A 16,993-nucleotide genomic window follows, 5' to 3' on the forward strand; every position below is an offset into this window, starting at 1 on the left:
TGTGTTTCTATTTAACCTTATGTAGATTAGGGAATTTCATGCAAAGTGTGCTCCTCGCGGTGGATCGTATATCCACCTTTATCGGCAAGACGTTCGCCTGGTGTGCGGCGCTGCTGACGGTCCTCATATGCTGGGAAGTGTTTTCCCGCTATGTTCTCAATAACCCCCACGCCTGGGTGCTTGATGTACAGATCATGCTCTACGGCACCTTGTTCATGACTGCCGGTGCTTACACCCTCAGCAAGAACGGGCATGTCCGCGGCGACGTGTTGTACGGCTTTTTTCAGCCCCGCACCCAAGCCACGCTCGATCTCATTTTGTATTTTGTTTTCTTCCTTCCGGGCGTCACCGCGATGACGTACGCCGGCTGGGATTTCTTCACCACATCATTGGCCATCCGCGAACAGACCTTCTCCGCTGATGCGCTGCCGCTGTATCCCTTCAAGTTCATCATCCCCTTGGCCGGCGGCATCCTTTTGTTGCAGGGCATCGTTGAGATCATCCGCTGCGTCATCTGCATGCGCGACGGAGTTTGGCCTGCGCGCGACGAAGACGTGGAAGAAGTCGACGTTGAGAAACTCAAGGCGATGGTTAATGTCAAAGACGAAGACATTGCCGCGCTTGACCGCTATGTTGTGAAAGATGGGAGCCGGGCATGAAAATTCGTAAAGAACTCTGGTTCGGCTTTATCCTGATGGCCATCATCATGGCCGGCGCGCTGACCATGCTGGGCCTCGCCAACCCGATTACCAACGGGCACATCGGGCTCCTGATGCTCTCGCTGGTGGTGGTTGCGATCATGTTGGGATTCCCCACTGCCTTCACCCTGATGGGAATGGGCATGATCTTCACATGGATTTCCTACGACCAGAACATTACCAAAACACTCGACCTAATGGTGCAAGCCGCCTTCAAGGTGATGGGCAACGATGTGCTTATCAGCATCCCGCTCTTCGTGTTCATGGGCTACCTGGTAGAACGGGCCAACCTCATTGAGAAGCTGTTCCGTAGCTTGCATCTGGCACTGGTGCGCCTGCCAGGGGCCCTAGCCGTCGCAACCCTGGTGACCTGCGCGGTTTTTGCCACCGCCACCGGCATCGTGGGCGCGGTAGTGACCTTGATGGGCCTCTTGGCTCTGCCGGCCATGCTCAAGGGTGGCTATAGCGTGCCACTCTCCGCAGGTGCGATTACCGCAGGCGGCTGCCTGGGGATTCTCATTCCGCCCTCGGTCATGCTGATCGTTTACGGCGCCACTGCCGGGGTCTCCGTTGTGCAGCTGTACGCCGGCGCATTCTTTCCCGGCCTGATGCTTGCGGGCCTCTACATCATCTACGTCATCGTTGTGGCGAAGATTTGGCCGAGCATGGCCCCCCCGCTGTCTGCACAAGACCGTTTTGTCCCATTGCACCCGTTGACGGAAAAACTGGGCGTGGCCCACGCAGCTCGGGCGTTTCCAGCCTTGCTGAAGGCACTCAAGGGAAAGCGCAACAGCGAAGTACCCACCGGGCACCTTTTGCGTCAGCTGGGAATCGTGGTGTTGCCTGCCTTGCTTTTCGTGTTTGTGTCCCTCTGGAGCTACAACAGTGTCACCACGGTCGTAGCCGAAGAAGTCCAGACCATGGCGAAAATCGGCGACGAAGAGCAACCCGCTGCTGACAGCAGCTCGCTGGCTGAACCGCCCTCCTCTGGGCTGGCAACGCCGCCTGGTGCGGGCGAATTGCCAGAACCCGCAGGTGCAGGTCTGCAAGCGCCTCCAAGCGGCCTTGCCCCACCACCCGGCAGCGGCGAAACGACTGCTGCGACCTCTGCGGCAGGACCAGCATCCAGCGGCGGCGTCTCGGAGCCACCGGGCGCTACATCGTCGCCTGCTGCGGGGGCCAGCCCTGCTGCAACCACCCGCCCAGCGCCTACCGGCTACTGGATCGGAGTGGCAGTCGGTGGTGCTGCGATGCTGCTCTTCTACGGCTTGCTCAGCTTTACGCGGCTTGAAGTCTTCAAAATGCTGCTGTCGAGCTTCTTCCCGCTGCTTGTACTCATCCTGTCGGTGCTGGGAAGCATCGTGATGGGCCTGGCCACCCCCACCGAGGCGGCCGCAGCCGGCGCCATGGGCGGCTTCCTGCTCGCTGCGGCCTACCGGCAGCTGACCTTTAGCGTGGTCAAAGAGAGCGTATTCCTGACCGCCAAGACCAGCGCCATGGTGTGCTGGCTGTTCGTCGGGTCCGCCATTTTCTCTGCCGCGTTCGCGCTGCTCGGCGGGCAGGAGCTGGTGGAGCAGTGGGTGTTGTCGATGAACCTCACCAAGACCGAGTTCCTCGTACTCAGTCAGGTCATCATTTTTATTCTGGGCTGGCCGTTGGAATGGACTGAGATTATTGTGATCTTCATGCCGATCTTCATCCCGCTGCTGGACAACTTCGGGGTTGACCCATTGTTCTTCGGCCTGTTGGTCGCATTGAATCTGCAAACCGCCTTCCTGAGCCCACCTGTGGCGATGGCAGCGTTTTATCTCAAGGGCGTGAGCCCGCCGCATGTCACGCTGAATCAGATCTTTGCCGGCATGATGCCGTTCATGGTGATTCAGGTCTTTGCTATCGTGATCCTGTACCAGTTCCCGGCCATCGGTATGTGGTTGCCGGAAGTTCTGTACCGGTAACCAACGGGCGAGCGCCACGAAATTGCTATAATCTAAAGCTTTTCTGGCGCTCCCCCCGTCGGCCAATACTAGTTACGCATCAACAGTCGGGGGACTAATCGCAGCACATGGTGTTTGGGGCCCCGATCTTCCCTGAAACCCTCTGGCAGCAAATTTTGGAATTCATGACGTAATGACAACGATCCGTGTAAAAGAAAACGAACCCTTTGACGTCGCCCTGCGCCGTTTCAAGCGCACTATCGAAAAACTGGGCCTGCTGACCGACCTGCGCGCCCGTGAGTTTTACGAAAAGCCCACTGCAGAGCGCAAGCGCAAAAAGGCAGCCGCCGTGAAGCGCAACTACAAGCGCATTCGCAGCATGCAACTCCCCAAGAAGTTGTACTAAGCAGCGCGGCACGAGCGCTCTGAGGAGCTGCCCGAACCACCAAAGCCCGCCCGGGGACGCTCAGGCGGGCTTTTTTTATTGCGCTAAGCACCCACCCGTCCTTAATAGAAAGCCCTGTTATGTCCCTCAAAGACCAGATCACCGAAGACATGAAAACCGCCATGCGCACCAAAGACAGCGAACGTCTGGGTACCATCCGGCTGCTGTTATCTGCGTGCAAGCAAAAAGAGGTGGATGAACGCGTGGTACTCGATGACACGGCCGTGGTTGCCATCGTGGACAAGCTCATCAAGCAGCGCAAGGACAGCATCGAAGCCTTCCAACAAGCCCAGCGTACCGACTTGGCCGACAAAGAAGAGGCCGAGCTTAAGGTGCTGCAAGCCTATCTGCCCCAGCGCATGGCTGCTGAAGAAGTGTTGGCAGAAGTGAAGTCCATCGTGGCCGAACTGGCTGCAGAGCTCGGACGCGGCGTTGGCCCGGGCGACATGGGCAAGGTCATGGGCGTGGTGAAGACGCGCTTGTCCGGCAAGGCAGAAATGAGCACCGTGTCTGCCGCGGTGAAAGCAGCACTGGCCGGCTAAACAGCTTGGCTAACTTGGCGGGCCGGCCTAGCTGCCCGCAACTTTCATCCGGCTCACCAGGATCGAGCCCACGGTCTTGGCGCCGTAGTTGTAGGTGTCGGCGCCCACCGCGTCGATTCCCTTGAGCATGTCCTTCATGTTCCCGGCAATCGTGATTTCGTGCACGGGAAAGGCAATACGGCCGTTTTCCACCCAGAAGCCACTCGCACCCCGCGAGTAGTCGCCAGTCACGTAGTTCACGCCCTGCCCCATCAGCTCAGTAACCAGTAAGCCGGTGCCCAGCTTTTGCAGCATCGCGTCCAAGGTGTCGTCGGCGCGCGTCAGGCGGGAAGTAAACGTCAGGTTGTGGGAGCCACCCGAGTTGCCGGTGGTGCGCATGCCCAGCTTGCGGGCCGAATAGCTGCTCAAAAAATAGCCCTGCACGCGCCCCGCATCGACCACCTTGCGCGGCAGAACCCGCACGCCCTCGTCGTCAAAAGGCGAGCTGCCCTTGCCCCGCAGCACAAACGGGTCTTCCATCAGGTCAATGTGCTTGGGCAGCACTTGCTTACCCAGTGTGTCGAGCAAAAACGTGCTCTTGCGGTAGAGGGCGCCGCCGCTCACCGCCTGCACAAAAGCGCCCACCAACCCCGCCGCCAGGGGGGACTCAAACAACACAGGGCACTCTGTGGTGGCAATCTTGCGGGCCTTGAGCCGGCTGAGCGCACGCTCGGCGGCGTAGCGGCCCACGGCCTGCGGCGAGGCCAGATCGTCGGCCGAACGCATGGAGCTGTACCAGGCGTCGCGTTGCATGTCTTTGCCCTTGCCGGCAATCGGCGATACCGAAATCGCATGGCGCGACGATGCATAACCGCCGCGAAAACCCCGCGTGTGGGCACTGAAAAAATGAGACTGCTGGGCCGATACGGCGGCGCCTTCGCTGTTGGTGATTCGCTTGCTCACGCCCAGCGCTGCCGCCTCGCACTCCAAGGCCAGCCGGGCTGCTTCTTCGCTGCTCACCGCCCATGGAAAGAACAATTCCAGCGAACGCTCGCGCTCCCCGGCGGGCGCAATGTCGTCGGCATCGGGAAGGCTGGCAAAGGGGTCTTCGGCGGTGAAGCGGGCGATGTCGTAGGCGGCGCGCACGGTTTGGGCGATGGCGGCGTCGGAAAAATCGGAGGTGCTGGCGTTGCCCCGGCGGTTGCCGAGGTAGATCGTCACGCCCAGCGACTTGTCGCGGTTGCGCTCAACGTTTTCCAGCTCGCCATTGCGCACCGACACGCTCAGACCGCAACCTTCCGAGACTTCGGCACCGGCATCTGTCGCGCCCAGCTTTTTGGCATGCGCCAGAGCGGCATCCACACGGGTTTCGAAAAACGCGCGGGAATAGGCAAAACCGCTGTCTGCGACAGGAGTTGCGGGGGCGGATGGACGCGTTTGGGCGGGTGAGTGTTTCTTCATGGCGACAGCTATGATACTTGGCTATGTCACGCAAACTTAAAAAAGGCTATTACGTCCGCGGCCTCTTCGTTGCCGAGGGAAGCGCCCTGGATCTGGAGTACAAGCGCGAGCTCAAAGGCACCGATGAGCCCACCCGCACCGACCTCAAAAAGGAAAGTGATGCGCTACAAAAACTCGGCGAGGACCTGCTCACACTGCGTGCCGAACTTCTGAGCAAACTCGAGCTGCCGGACCGGCTGATTGAAGGTGTTGCCGAGGCCAAGCGCATCACAAACTTCGAGGGCAAGCGCCGCCAGATGCAGTTCATCGGCAAGCTTATGCGCAAGCTCGACCCCGCCAAATGGGACGATATCCGTGCTGCACTCGAGGAGCAGCACATGCCTTCGGTGCAAGAGACGATGGTGCTGCACCAGTCAGAGCAATGGCGCGACCGCCTGATTGCCGACGATGACGCAGTGGGCCATTGGCTGACACTGAGCCCCGATACCGACAGCCAGCAGCTGCGCGCTCTGGTGCGCCAAGCCCGCAAAGATGCCAAGCCCGAAAAACCCGGCGAGGCCCAGCGCCACGGTCGGGCCTACCGAGATATTTTTCAGCTGGTGCGCGAGGCCTTGCTGGCCCAGCAAGAAGACGCCCGAGGCGCCAGCCCTGCGACCGCTCAGGGTGCCGGAAGCGACGACGGCAGTGAAGAAGACGATGAAGACTACTACGACGGAGACAAAGCTTGAGCAACAGCCCCCTGGACGAAGTCCGCATTGGTTTGGTGTCCATCAGCGACCGCGCATCGGCAGGCATTTACGAAGACAAAGGCATTCCTGCCCTCAAGGAGTGGCTGGGTCGCGCGCTGCAAAACCCTGTGGTCCTGGAAACCCGCCTGATTGCCGATGACCAGTCGACCATTGAAGAAACCTTGATTGCCCTGACCGACGCCCGCTGTGCGCTGGTGCTCACCACCGGCGGCACCGGCCCCGCACTGCGGGATGTAACGCCAGAGGCCACCCTGGCCGTGGCCCACAAAGAAATGCCGGGATTTGGTGAGCAGATGCGCGCCATCAGCCAGAACTTCGTGCCCACCGCGATTCTGTCCCGGCAGGTTGCGGTCATTCGCGACCAGTCGCTCATCATCAATCTGCCGGGGCAGCCCAAGGCCATCGCCGAAACGCTCGAAGGAGTGAAAGACGCCGAAGGCAAACAGGTGGTGCCGGGGATTTTTGCCGCCGTGCCGTATTGCGTGGACTTGATTGGCGGCCCCTACATCGAGACCGTAGAAACTGTCTGCAAGGCCTTCCGGCCCAAGAGCGCTATTTCCCGATCAGCGCGTTGATTTTCGCAGCCTCAAACGACTCGCTGCGAGCCGCATCCTGAGGCACGCAATCGCTGCCCGCCAGGCGCGCTGACAACTGCTCTACCGCCTGCCACAGCATGGCGATCTGGTGGTCCTGGCTGGAGGCGCTGTCCACCAAACCACGCAGTGCCTCGCTCACCGGATCGTCGTCCTGCGTGATGCCATAGGCGCTGAACTTACGGTCCTGGGTGGTGACATCGGCGCTCACGCCTTCTTTGCTGGCGATGATGCGCGCCGGAATACCTACCGCTGTAGCCCCCGCAGGCACCGGCTTGATGACCACCGCATTGCTGCCGATCTTGGCGCCGTCGCCCACCTCAAAGCCGCCCAGCACTTTGGCGCCGGCGCTGACCACCACGTCTTTGCCCAGCGTGGGGTGGCGCTTGGCGCCCTTGTAGAGGCTGGTGCCGCCCAGCGTTACGCCTTGGTAGATGGTGCATCCGTCCCCGATCACGGCGGTCTCTCCCACCACCGTGCCCATGGCGTGGTCAAAAAACACCCGCTCGCCGATGCGGGCGCCGGGGTGGATTTCGATGCCGGTCAGGAAGCGGGCGATGTGCGAGGTGAACCGGCCCAGCCAGTGCAAACCATGCGTCCAGAACCAGTGCGCCGGACGGTGCAAGACCACGGCGTGCAGGCCGGGGTAGCAAGTGAGCACCTCCCACTTGCTGCGCGCAGCGGGGTCACGGTCAAGGATGCACTGAATGTCGGAGAGGATGCGGGAAAACATGGTCACAGTCTATCGCCCTAGCGGGCTGCCTGCTGCAGGATGGCCTTGGCAATGCCGCGCAGGATGTGGATTTCTTCCTGCGTAAGCTGCGCGCGGTTAAACAGCGCATTGAGCCGGGGCATCAGCTTCTTGGGCGCGGCCGGATCCAGAAAGCCCAGCGCCACCAGCGACTGCTCTAAGTGCCCCAACATGCCCGCCACCTGCGCGGCATCGGCTACAGCAGCGTGGTGAGTGGCATGGGTGTTGTCGCTGCCAGCCAAGTCAGGGGGAGGCGCTGCAAAGCCACCCAAGGCGAGCCGCCATTCGTAAGCAATGACCTGCAGGGCGGCGCCAATGTTGAGGGAGCCGAAGCTCGGGTTGCTGGGAATCGACAGGCAGACATGGCATCGGTAAACATCTTCATTGCGCATGCCAAACCGCTCCGAGCCGAACAAGAAGCCCACCCCGGATTGCACGCCCCCCGAAGTCACGCCTTCTGAATGCAAAAACCCCGATTCCGCCCGCCCCGATTGCGCAAGCTGCTCCTGTTTTGATAGTGCCTCAAAGTGCTGCCGCGGCGTGGTGGTGGGCGGGCCGAAGTCGCGCGGCGTCATGGCGGTGGCGCACAGGTGGCTGATTCCGTCCAACGCCTCGTCCAAGGTGTCCACGATGCGGCATTTGTCCAGCACGTCCAGGGCGCCGCTTGCGCGCTGAATGGTTTCTTCGCGGCGCAGCACATTGGGCCAGCGCGGCGCAACCAGCACCAGGTCGTCAAAGCCCATGGTCTTCATGGCGCGCGCTGCGGCGCCTACGTTTCCGGCATGGCTGGTGTGAATCAGGATGAATCGGGTGTGCATCTATCGCTTCATGACATCAACGTTAAAATGCCGCATTGTCGCGCCTGCATCGCCAGAGCGCCCCTTCGGTTCTTTCCCCACAATCTATGACGCTCAACCTGCACCCCATGGCCAACGTGGCCATCAAGGCCGCTCGCGCTGCCGGCTCCATCATCAACCGCGCTGCGCTCGACATCGAGGCGGTCCGCGTGTCCCAGAAGAAGGCCAACGATTTCGTCACCGAGGTCGACCACGCAGCAGAGCAAGCGATCATAGAAACCCTGCTCACCGCCTACCCCGGCCACGGCATCTGGGCCGAGGAATCGGGCAACACCCACGGCGCGCGCGACTCGGAATACGTCTGGATCATCGATCCGCTGGACGGCACCACCAATTTCATCCACGGCCTTCCGGTGTATTGCGTGAGCATTGCTCTCGCCGTTCGCGGCAAGGTGGAGCAAGCCGTGGTGTACGACCCCACCCGCAACGACCTCTTTACCGCCACCAAGGGGCGCGGCGCGTACCTCAACGACCGCCGCCTGCGCGTCTCCAAGCGCACCCATCTCAAGGACTGCCTCGTCTCCACCGGCTTTCCATTCCGCGAAGGCGACGATTTCCGCCACTACCTGACCCTGATGGGCGACGTGATGCAGCGCACCGCCGGCCTGCGCCGCCCGGGCGCGGCGGCACTCGACCTGGCCTATGTGGCAGCGGGTTACACCGATGGATTTTTTGAGCTGGGCCTGCAGGCCTGGGACGTGGCCGCGGGCTCTCTGCTGGTCACCGAGGCAGGCGGGCTGGTGGGTAACTTCACCGGTGACGCCGACTTCTTGGACCAGCAGGAATGCATGGCTGCCAGCCCACGCGTCTACGGGCAAATGGTCAACGTGCTGGGCAAGTACAGCAAGTTTGCATCGGCCGGTGAAAAAGCGGCCCTGCGCCAGGCGCCGCCTGAGTCCCATGCCGAGGCTGCGGCAGAACCCGGAGCAGCAGCCGAAGCAGAATCCGCGCCCGAGGAACCCAGCGCGCCTTTCTAAGCGGGGCAGGTGCCGGCGCGGGCGCCCATGGGCCGGCGCGTGTTCACGTGCCGGCGCGCATGTTCACGTGCCGGCGCGCATGTTCACGTGCCGGCGAACACTCCCAGCGACTCAAAGCGTCCGTTCAAGAGCGCGGTGCTGTCGGCCCCCATCCAGTCCTGCATCAGCGTGGCATACACACGGCGGAAGTCCACCGTGTGCCGCATGTTGCCTTCGGCGTTAAGCCGGGTCCAGTCCGGCGCCTGCCCGTAGTGCCCGCCTTTGACAGGCTGCCCGATCAGGTAGACATGGTTCGCGGTGCCGTGGTCGGTGCCCAGGCTGGTGTTTTCAGCGGGGCGCCGGCCGAACTCGGAATACACCATCACCGTCACATCCTTCTCGCGTCCGATGCGCTTCATGTCCTGGAGGAATCCCGACACGCTGTCTGACACGTACGACAGCAAGCGCTGATGCACCTCTGCCTGGTGTACGTGGGTGTCAAACGCGTTGTGGCGGTAGGAAGTCTGGTAAATCCGCGCGGGCAGGCGGGCCTCAATCATGGCCGCCACCTTGGGCAGGTCCAGAGAAATAATGCCGTAATCCACCGGCGACTTGTAGTTGCTCCAGGCCTCGCGCACCTGCACCGAGGCCTGCCGCGCGCTCTGGGCCACATCTTCCAGGTACTTCTGGGCTGCGTTGGCGGCCAACACCCGTTCGCCGCTGCCCTGGTCCAGTAACTCACGGCTCTGAAACAGACCCTTGCGGCCGAATCGCTCGGGGTCATCAAACACCACCGGCACATGGCGCGCAGAGCGCACCGCCAAAGACTGGCGCTCGTCGATGTTGATCAGGAAGTTGGGCGTGAGTGAGGGATCAATGGCGTCTGCCAAACGGCCCAGCCATCCGTAAGGCTCGCCCGTGTTGGGCGCGCCGGTGTGCCAGTAGGCAGCCGAGGTGAAGTGGGAATACGAAGGGTTGTCGTACCCACAGCCGTGCACCACTGCCATTTGCCCGTTTTTATAGAGCCGCTCAAAACCCGACATGCCGGGGTTAAAGCCGTGCATGCTGTCGATCTTTCGCAGCCTGGCCGCGGGGATGCCGAGATTGGGGCGCAGCCGGTAATAGTTGTCGTCGCCGTAAGGCACGAGGGTATTGAATCCATCGTTGGCGCCGGTCAGCTCCACCACGACCAATATGCGCTCGCTCGCAGCGCCTTGCTCCGCGTGCTTCGCTGCGTGAAGTGGCAGAGCCGCATGCAGCGGCAGGGCTGCGCTGAGGCTCATGCCGCCCAGCGCCTGCAAGAGCTGGCGGCGGGAGACAGCGTGGGGGTGGGAGAAATGACGCATGGCTTAACCCAGTTGGTAGGCGGGCAGGGAAAGAATGACGTGCAGAAGATTGCGCAGGGCGTCTTCCATGTAGCTGTCAGCCCGCGCCAAATCGCCGGTGCCCAGGTCTTCGGTCAGCAGGAGCGCGAGCTTTTGGCGCACGCCCTCGGGCACCGGCGCCGACATAAACCGCAGCAGCAAGTGGTCCACGGCTTCTGCCGCGGTCTTGCACTGCGCCTGCCGCATCATCTGCGTGAGGCTGATCTGCGCGGTATCCCGCGGTATAGGCTTGACCTTTTCAATGGCCTTGCGCCAGGCGTGGTAGCTGGCCAGACGGGTGTTGAAATCTTCTTCGCGGTCCACCTGCAAGGGCACAACCTTTTCCCCCATGGTCTTGCCCTCGGGCATGGTCGCGGTGCTGATGTCCATGCCACGCGCGAGTTTGTCGGCCACCGGAACAATCTGGTACAGCCCCCGGGGCACGCGATCGTTCGCCACAAAATCAATCGGCGGAAAAACCATGTCGTACATCACGTTGCCCCGCGCCAACAACAGGCCCGGCGTAATCCAGCTGCGGCCGTGGGCCCAGCCGGCCACGTTGGGCGGGTAAAACAGTTTCTGGCCCAGCAGTTCGGTCTGGTCATTGAAATCCGGCAGGCCCGGCACCGCGGTGATCCCGGCCTTTTTGTAGGTCGAAATCAGCAGCTCCACCGGCGGCTTGATACGCGTGGCGCGGGAGGCTGCGCTGTAAAAGTCGCGGGAGAGCAGCAGCGTCTCCATGAAGACGGCAATGTCGTAATTCGCATCGCGCAGCACCCGGCCCCACTGCTGCGCAAGCGCCGGAGACAGGTCTTCGCACACAAAAAACCGGTACAGCTTGCCCGCCAGAAAGTCAGCGGTCGCCGGCTGGGCCAGCAGGATGTCGACCACCTGCTCGCCATCAAAATTACCCGTGCGGCCCAGCACCGTCTTGGCACTGTCGTCATGCTGGTCGGGGTTCACCACAAAGCGCAGGTCCTTGTAGTTCCAGCCTGTGAATGCGCGGGCTGTTTCCTGGATGTCGCGCTCGGTGTAATGGCCCACGCCCATGGTGAATAACTCCATCACCTCCCGGGCAAAGTTCTCGTTGGCCGCGCCCTTGACGTTCACCCCCGCATCCAGATAGGAGAGCATGGCCGGATCGCGCGCCACCGCCAGCATCAGGCTGCGGAAGTCGCTGTTGGCATGGGCGCGCAGGGTCTCGTTTTGCAACTGCATCTTGCGGAAATCCCGCACCTTTTCTTCGCTGGTGGCGAAGTGACCGTGCCAAAACAGGGTGAGCTTTTCCTGCAGGGGGCGCGGCGTGGTGAGCATGCGATTGGCCCACCAATAGCCCAGGCGCTGTGTCTCCAGGCGCGAAGCGCGCAGCCAATACAAATAACGGTCTGCCACCTGTTGCGCGCGGCGGTTTCCCGCCGGCTTGACCTTCACCCCCAGCGCCTCGCCCGTGGCCTTGGCCAGGTCGGTGGCGGCGGGCCGCGAGCTGGCAAAGGGCTCCAGACCGTCGTCGTGCGCCTGGGATGCCTCGAAGGGCACAAACACATCGGGCACACGCTGGTAGCGCACCAGGCTGCGCACCGCCTGCTCAGGCGTCAGCCGTGCCAACTGCGCGACCTCCTGCGGCGTGCCGCCAAAGCCGGCGCGCTCCAGCAGGTGGCGCGCCATGGTGGCATTCCACTGCGCGGCCGGCAATGGCTTTAGCGCATCAGGATCGTCAGCCTGCGGGCCCTGTGCCCAAGCGGAACCGAACAGGCATATCGCCAGCCACAAAGGCCCAAAGCGCCGCAGCGCTTTCATCAACGACCCAGCCAACGCCCCGATCATCCCCAACACTTCCGGACAGGACTTCATGATTTCCCTCGTGTAATTGGGGGCAGATCAGGCGTTTTGCCGCCGAGGCGCGCCACCATGAATCCCGCCGCGTGCATCAAATGGTTTCGTACCAGCGACTCGGCCAGATCGCCGTCGCCGGCCGCAATGGCTTTGAGCATGGCTTCGTGCTCGTCCCAGATGTCGCGCGGCTTTTCATCCTGGTTCAGCACCGCACCCATCACACGCTGGGTGTGGGTCAGGTGCGTCTCGAGGGCGGGCGCGATCAGCGGGTTGCCCGAGAGCGCATAGATAAACGCGTGCAGGCGCATGTCGGCGTCAATCATCTTGGCAACCGCGCCGGCCTCCACCGCCTTGCGCCCCGCGGCAATCAGGGGCGGCCCTTCCTTGGCGGCGCGCGCGGCACCCAGCTCAGCTGCACGGCGGGCAGCCAGCCCCTCAATCACAGCGCGAATGTCATACATCTGGCGCACAAAGTCTGGGTCCAGGGGCGCCACCAGCAGCCCGCGGCCCGGGGCGTCTTGCAGCACGCCCTGATTGCGCAACAGCGCCAGCGCCTGCTGCACCGGCTGGCGGGATACGCCCAGCGACTGGGCAATTTGCTCTTGAATGATCCGCTCACCAGCCGGCATGGCCCCCGAGGCGATTTCTTCCAGAATGGCGTCGCGCACCTGCTCAACCAGGTTGGGTTGGATAACCAGTGTCTTCATGAATTCAGAATATCAAATTCAAACAGTGTAGCCCCGCGCGATCGCCTCCCTGCCCTGACCCATCTCTGGCTGGGAGACAATGTGCCTCCCCTCCCTCCCTGCCCGTCTTGTTATCGAATGTAGGTACGTCCTTGAGTTCCAGCGAGAAAATCACCGCCCCGGGCCCTCAGGCCGCCGCCGCGCAGCACACGCCGATGATGGCCCAATACCTCGGGGGTATTTTGTAAGGCCCTATTTATGCGGGTTTAGGGGATTTGAAAATTTTCAGTCACCCCTTAGTGCGCTTCAGGAAGCAGATACTTTAGGACACTTTGGGAAGCACTCGGCGTTGCGTTCTAAGCTTACCAGACCCACTTCAAAGGCGGAGAATACAGCCCATGGATGACAAAGTAACCCGCCTAAAAACGCCCGAAGAATGTGCCATCTTCATCGAGAACGTGGGGGCCAAATTTCCTGATCTGGCAGCACAAGCAAGGCGTCGATCCGTCGAGCTTAAAGCCTCATCCAAAGGAGCAACTAATGACGCCGAACGCGAAGCCTTGGAGGCTATCTATGCCGTTGAAGAAGTGATGACCCAACGCAACGGTAAAAAGACGCATGCATCACGCACGTGGCAAAGCATTCAAAGGCACGGCATCTTGCAAACCGTGGAAAGGGTTGTGGCAAGAAACAAGCCCACTGATGCCTATGAGGCTTTGGTCGAAATGGGCATGGATGACTTCACCTTTGAAGCGGTGGTGACCCAACACCCCGAACACTTTGCACCTGAAACTCTTGCCATTGCCAAGAAGCGTCTTGCTGAGCTTCAAGCCGGATGATGACAGGTTGGGCTCACTTCAGCCCAGTCTCTAAGTTCGTCGTCGTCTTCTTCTCGGTTAAGGGGCTCTCAACTATCGAAGCATCTGTTAGACACAACCAATCATTCCCGCATTGAACGTCACAAAAACCTCCTGTGTGGAGGGCCTCACGAACTGCATATGCCCACTTATAAGTTGATATGGGTCTTGGCAGGCATTTTGTATCTAAAAAATGGCGATAAGATGAGGTCAGCGGAGGAAAAAAGCCATGTCATGGCACCATAAAAAACACGCTAAACGAGTGGAACGCCTCAGAAACAGCACCGTGCAGACACTGTTGGCATTGACATGGGACGACTTGTATCTTGATTCCGGCAGAGCAACCGAGTGTTGCCCAATTCTCAACACTGGGGCTTGATGCCCACTACCGCACAGGCGAACGCGACCCTGTGGGCGGCTTTTACCAGCCGTGTTTGAGTGCTGCGATTCGGTATTCCAGAGCTGTTGGCTACTTTAGAAGCAGCATTTTTAGCATTGTTGGGCGTCCCTTTTTGGAGTTTGCTCGGCGTGGCGGCACAGCCCGGTTGGTTTGCTCCCCGTCGATCACCGAGGATGATGCTCAAGCCATTGCCTCTGGATACCTAAGCCGGGATGATGCCATTGCTCAAGCACTCGATCGTGACCTTCAAGAGCTTTTGTCTGAACCTGCACTGGAATCACGCACCAAACTGCTGGCCACATTGATTGAATGCGGCTCTCTCGACATCCGCTTAGCCGTCAGAAGCAACGGCACTGGCATCTATCACGAGAAGATTGGCATCTTCACTGACGGAGTCGGAGAACGGGTGAGCTTTATTGGCTCCTCCAATGAAACCTGGAGTGCCTGGCACACCCAAGGCAACCACGAATCCATTGAAGTGTTTCGAGAGTGGGTTAGCTCCGCAGAATCAGAGCGAGTGCAAACCCATGCAGCCCACTTTGAGCGGCTGTGGGATGGACTTGTCATCGGTGTGGACACCGTTGCATTCCCTGAGGCACAACGCAAAAAGCTTTTAACCACTGCCACAAACTCCTTGGACGATGTGGATGTGGACTTTCCTGATGAGCCGATTGCCCCTGCCTCTAGGCGACGCTCACCCATGGAGCACCAACTTGCTGCCATTGCCGCTTGGGAGGCGGCGGGCCGTCATGGAGTGTTTGAACATGCCACTGGAAGTGGCAAGACCTTTACGGCCATTACAGCCATAAAGAAGCATCTGGCCTCTGATCAACCTGCCATCGTATTGGTGCCAAGCCAGCTTTTGCTTGAACAGTGGCGTCGAGAGATCGAGGAAGAAATCCCTGACTCCACGATCCTGATGTGCGGTGGCGGTCACACGAAATGGAAAACAAACGGAAAGCTTAGGGCTCACACCAGTCCTGACCTTGGCATGAATCGAATTGTGCTTTCGACCATGCAAACAGCAGCGACTGACACCTTTATCAATGGTGTCTATGGTGGCGACCACCTTCTTATCGTGGCTGATGAGATTCATCAAATTGGTAGCCCATTCAACGCAAGAGCCATGGCCATTCAGACAGGTGCAGCCCTTGGGTTGTCCGCTACGCCTATTCGATATGGAGACCCAGAGGGAACAGCCAACATCTTCAAACGATTTGGTCCAGTGCTTCCGCCCCCAATTACTCTTCAAAACGCCATCGACTCAGGCAGGTTGGTCAATTACGAATACCACCCTCACCCGGTGCACTTGAGTGAGGATGAGGCAGAGCGATGGAAGAAGCTCACAAAGCAAATCAGCTTTGAGCTTGCCAAGAGCAAAAAGGCCGTCAATGGCAACGGAGGCTTGACCGACAAAGCCAAAATGCTTTTGATCCAACGCTCAAGAATTGCCAAGAAAGCTCAAGTGAAGCCGGGTTTGGCCGCAGGAATCATTTGCAAAGAGTATGAACCCGGTCAGCGTTGGCTTGTCTATTGCGAAGACTCGGATCAACTTAGTGAAACCATGGGACTGCTCACGGACGGCGGCCTTCACCCGATTGAGTATCACTCAGGGATGGAAGGAGACCGCCCCGCAGCACTGGAGTGGTTCACTCGCTTTGGTGGTGTCTTAGTGTCCATCAATTGTTTGGATGAAGGCATTGACATCCCGGCAGTGAGCCACGCATTCATCTTGGCTTCCTCACAAAACCCCAGACAATTCATTCAGCGGCGTGGGCGAGTCTTACGCAAGTCTGGACAAAAACTGCTGGCTGTCATTCATGACGCCATCGTTGTGCCTGTTGACGCTGAGAATGAACCTGAACAAATTGCACTGCTGAAAGCCGAGATGATTCGAGCACTTCAGTTTGCTGACGCTGCACTCAATAAAGGTGCAGGCTCCCGCCTACGCTCACTGGCTCTGTCCATGGGCATCACGATTGATGAGGCCCCTAACGCGGGCATCGAAGATGAAGGAGATGAAAAAGAATGACCACCGATAACGATCAAGACATGGCTTTAGCCGCCCTGCGGTCCGCTTCTGCTGACGTAGAGGCCACTTTGCCGGAGAGCTTTGTTGCGGCCACCTATGCCATTCAACGCCGCCATCAATTCAATCAGGATCAAACAGCCTCGCTGCACGACCTGGAGAAGCTTGTGGAAGATCACCTAGGGCAAGGAGAAGCAAAATGAAGCTTCTAAAACTCACCGCCTCCAACTTCATGCCCTACAAGGGCACGATGAGTCTGTCCTTTCCAACCAGCCCAGAACAAAACGTCATGCTTGTCTATGGCGACAACATGCGGGGCAAAACCAGCTTGTTAAACGCATTACGCTGGGCCTTCTACGGAAAAGCACTAGGCCGACATTCTCGTGAGCTGCCGCTTCAAGACTTGATCAACAAAGAAGCCACTCTTGAAGGTGACTGGAGCATGGAGACATGCATCACTTTTGAAGACAGTGGCCACACCTATGAGTATCGTCGTCGGGCTACAAAGCACGTATTAGTGTCAAAACCAAGCCGTCCTGAGGATTTCGAAGTCTCACGTGGACTGCTACGTGACGGCATTGCCATCAATGGCTACATGATTGACGCTGAAATCAGTCGTTTTGCCCCAGAGCAAACGTCACGATTTTTTCTCTTCGATGGCGAACTCTTGCAAGAGTATGAATCACTACTCATTGATGGCAGTGAGCAAGGCCGGAGGATTAAAGAGTCCATTGAGCAAGCCCTTGGTGTGCCCACACTTATTAAAGGCCGTGAAGACGCTCAAACTCTGTTGAAGAGTGCGCAAAAACAGCAGACCCGTGATCTAGACAAGATTTCGGGAATGGAGCGGCACGTGGAT

Annotated in this window: 17 protein-coding genes; 11 read left to right on the top strand and 6 right to left on the bottom strand. The window is 59.7% G+C overall.

Annotation, left to right across the window (positions count from 1 at the left end; translation table 11 throughout):
- Window positions 1-38: 38 nt before the first annotated feature.
- From Q0O05_RS01145 to Q0O05_RS01160, 4 genes are all read left to right on the top strand, one after another.
- Entirely contained in the window at window positions 39-659 is a 621-nt protein-coding gene (locus Q0O05_RS01145; RefSeq protein ID WP_293659977.1) for a TRAP transporter small permease subunit, read from the top strand.
- Entirely contained in the window at window positions 656-2,653 is a 1,998-nt protein-coding gene (locus Q0O05_RS01150) for a TRAP transporter large permease subunit (protein ID WP_293659979.1), read from the top strand. The genes Q0O05_RS01145 and Q0O05_RS01150 overlap by 4 nt, the downstream gene beginning before the upstream one ends.
- A gap of 172 nt (window positions 2,654-2,825) precedes the next feature.
- The gene (gene rpsU / locus Q0O05_RS01155) at window positions 2,826-3,038 is read left to right on the top strand and encodes a 30S ribosomal protein S21 (protein ID WP_006296472.1); all 213 of its coding nucleotides are present in this window, start codon (window positions 2,826-2,828) and stop codon (window positions 3,036-3,038) included.
- 119 nt (window positions 3,039-3,157) lie between these two features.
- Window positions 3,158-3,619 (top strand): GatB/YqeY domain-containing protein, encoded by a 462-nt coding sequence (locus Q0O05_RS01160; protein ID WP_293659987.1) that lies wholly within the window; start codon window positions 3,158-3,160, stop codon window positions 3,617-3,619.
- Window positions 3,620-3,646: 27 nt separating this feature from the next.
- Here Q0O05_RS01160 and pmbA read toward each other — a convergent pair whose 3' ends face one another.
- Entirely contained in the window at window positions 3,647-5,059 is a 1,413-nt protein-coding gene (gene pmbA, locus Q0O05_RS01165; protein ID WP_293659988.1) for a metalloprotease PmbA, read from the bottom strand.
- A gap of 23 nt (window positions 5,060-5,082) precedes the next feature.
- Here pmbA and yjgA point away from each other — a divergent pair, with 23 nt between their 5' ends.
- Both yjgA and mog read left to right on the top strand, forming a co-directional pair.
- Window positions 5,083-5,787, top strand: coding sequence for a ribosome biogenesis factor YjgA (yjgA, locus tag Q0O05_RS01170; protein ID WP_293659989.1), 705 nt, complete (start codon window positions 5,083-5,085; stop codon window positions 5,785-5,787).
- Entirely contained in the window at window positions 5,784-6,383 is a 600-nt protein-coding gene (mog, locus tag Q0O05_RS01175; protein ID WP_293659991.1) for a molybdopterin adenylyltransferase, read from the top strand. Before yjgA ends, mog begins: the two co-directional genes overlap by 4 nt.
- Here mog and cysE read toward each other — a convergent pair.
- A complete protein-coding gene (cysE, locus tag Q0O05_RS01180; protein WP_293660004.1) occupies window positions 6,361-7,134 on the bottom strand; it encodes a serine O-acetyltransferase in 774 nt (257 codons plus the stop codon). The genes mog and cysE overlap by 23 nt on opposite strands.
- 17 nt (window positions 7,135-7,151) lie before the next feature.
- Window positions 7,152-7,970, bottom strand: a complete 819-nt coding sequence (locus tag Q0O05_RS01185) for an RNA methyltransferase (RefSeq protein ID WP_293659992.1) — start codon at window positions 7,968-7,970, stop codon at window positions 7,152-7,154.
- 86 nt (window positions 7,971-8,056) lie between these two features.
- On the opposite strand from Q0O05_RS01185, the gene Q0O05_RS01190 reads away from it, so the two are divergent.
- Complete coding sequence (locus Q0O05_RS01190; RefSeq protein ID WP_293659993.1) at window positions 8,057-8,986, top strand: inositol monophosphatase family protein; 930 nt, start codon at window positions 8,057-8,059, stop codon at window positions 8,984-8,986.
- A gap of 83 nt (window positions 8,987-9,069) precedes the next feature.
- Here the strand turns inward: Q0O05_RS01190 and Q0O05_RS01195 are convergent, their stop codons facing one another.
- Genes Q0O05_RS01195 through Q0O05_RS01205 form a run of 3 tightly spaced genes read right to left on the bottom strand, consistent with a single transcriptional unit; the run spans window position 9,070 to window position 12,869 of the window.
- Window positions 9,070-10,311, bottom strand: coding sequence for a DUF1501 domain-containing protein (locus Q0O05_RS01195; RefSeq protein ID WP_293659994.1), 1,242 nt, complete (start codon window positions 10,309-10,311; stop codon window positions 9,070-9,072).
- Window positions 10,312-10,314: 3 nt separating this feature from the next.
- Window positions 10,315-12,180, bottom strand: coding sequence for a DUF1800 domain-containing protein (locus Q0O05_RS01200; RefSeq protein ID WP_293659995.1), 1,866 nt, complete (start codon window positions 12,178-12,180; stop codon window positions 10,315-10,317).
- A complete protein-coding gene (locus Q0O05_RS01205; RefSeq protein ID WP_293659996.1) occupies window positions 12,177-12,869 on the bottom strand; it encodes a GntR family transcriptional regulator in 693 nt (230 codons plus the stop codon). Before Q0O05_RS01205 ends, Q0O05_RS01200 begins: the two co-directional genes overlap by 4 nt.
- Window positions 12,870-13,246: 377 nt before the next feature.
- On the opposite strand from Q0O05_RS01205, the gene Q0O05_RS01210 reads away from it, so the two are divergent.
- The 4 genes from Q0O05_RS01210 to Q0O05_RS01225 form a co-directional block, all read left to right on the top strand.
- Window positions 13,247-13,687 (top strand): hypothetical protein, encoded by a 441-nt coding sequence (locus tag Q0O05_RS01210; RefSeq protein WP_293659997.1) that lies wholly within the window; start codon window positions 13,247-13,249, stop codon window positions 13,685-13,687.
- A gap of 344 nt (window positions 13,688-14,031) precedes the next feature.
- Window positions 14,032-16,137: a DEAD/DEAH box helicase family protein gene (locus Q0O05_RS01215; RefSeq protein WP_293659998.1), complete on the top strand. Its 2,106-nt coding sequence runs from the start codon at window positions 14,032-14,034 to the stop codon at window positions 16,135-16,137.
- On the top strand, window positions 16,134-16,337 hold the full coding sequence (locus tag Q0O05_RS01220) for a hypothetical protein (protein ID WP_293659999.1): 204 nt from the start codon (window positions 16,134-16,136) through the stop codon (window positions 16,335-16,337). Before Q0O05_RS01215 ends, Q0O05_RS01220 begins: the two co-directional genes overlap by 4 nt.
- The coding region (locus tag Q0O05_RS01225; protein ID WP_293660000.1) for an AAA family ATPase at window positions 16,334-16,993 on the top strand (660 nt) is incomplete at its 3' end. The genes Q0O05_RS01220 and Q0O05_RS01225, both read left to right, overlap by 4 nt.

This window comes from Rhodoferax sp. OV413, from assembly GCF_945881795.1.
In the GTDB taxonomy this organism is placed as follows: domain Bacteria; phylum Pseudomonadota; class Gammaproteobacteria; order Burkholderiales; family Burkholderiaceae_C; genus Allorhodoferax.

Bases quoted from the DNA above. Each gene is read 5' to 3' on its own strand.
- Q0O05_RS01145 (WP_293659977.1), top strand. From the start codon at position 39: ATGCAAAGTGTGCTCCTCGCGGTGGATCGTATATCCACCTTTATCGGC.
- Q0O05_RS01150 (WP_293659979.1), top strand. From the start codon at position 656: ATGAAAATTCGTAAAGAACTCTGGTTCGGCTTTATCCTGATGGCCATC.
- rpsU (WP_006296472.1), top strand. From the start codon at position 2,826: ATGACAACGATCCGTGTAAAAGAAAACGAACCCTTTGACGTCGCCCTG.
- Q0O05_RS01160 (WP_293659987.1), top strand. From the start codon at position 3,158: ATGTCCCTCAAAGACCAGATCACCGAAGACATGAAAACCGCCATGCGC.
- pmbA (WP_293659988.1), bottom strand. From the start codon at position 5,059: ATGAAGAAACACTCACCCGCCCAAACGCGTCCATCCGCCCCCGCAACT.
- yjgA (WP_293659989.1), top strand. From the start codon at position 5,083: ATGTCACGCAAACTTAAAAAAGGCTATTACGTCCGCGGCCTCTTCGTT.
- cysE (WP_293660004.1), bottom strand. From the start codon at position 7,134: ATGTTTTCCCGCATCCTCTCCGACATTCAGTGCATCCTTGACCGTGAC.
- Q0O05_RS01185 (WP_293659992.1), bottom strand. From the start codon at position 7,970: ATGCACACCCGATTCATCCTGATTCACACCAGCCATGCCGGAAACGTA.
- Q0O05_RS01190 (WP_293659993.1), top strand. From the start codon at position 8,057: ATGACGCTCAACCTGCACCCCATGGCCAACGTGGCCATCAAGGCCGCT.
- Q0O05_RS01195 (WP_293659994.1), bottom strand. From the start codon at position 10,311: ATGCGTCATTTCTCCCACCCCCACGCTGTCTCCCGCCGCCAGCTCTTG.
- Q0O05_RS01200 (WP_293659995.1), bottom strand. From the start codon at position 12,180: ATGAAGTCCTGTCCGGAAGTGTTGGGGATGATCGGGGCGTTGGCTGGG.
- Q0O05_RS01205 (WP_293659996.1), bottom strand. From the start codon at position 12,869: ATGAAGACACTGGTTATCCAACCCAACCTGGTTGAGCAGGTGCGCGAC.
- Q0O05_RS01210 (WP_293659997.1), top strand. From the start codon at position 13,247: ATGGATGACAAAGTAACCCGCCTAAAAACGCCCGAAGAATGTGCCATC.
- Q0O05_RS01220 (WP_293659999.1), top strand. From the start codon at position 16,134: ATGACCACCGATAACGATCAAGACATGGCTTTAGCCGCCCTGCGGTCC.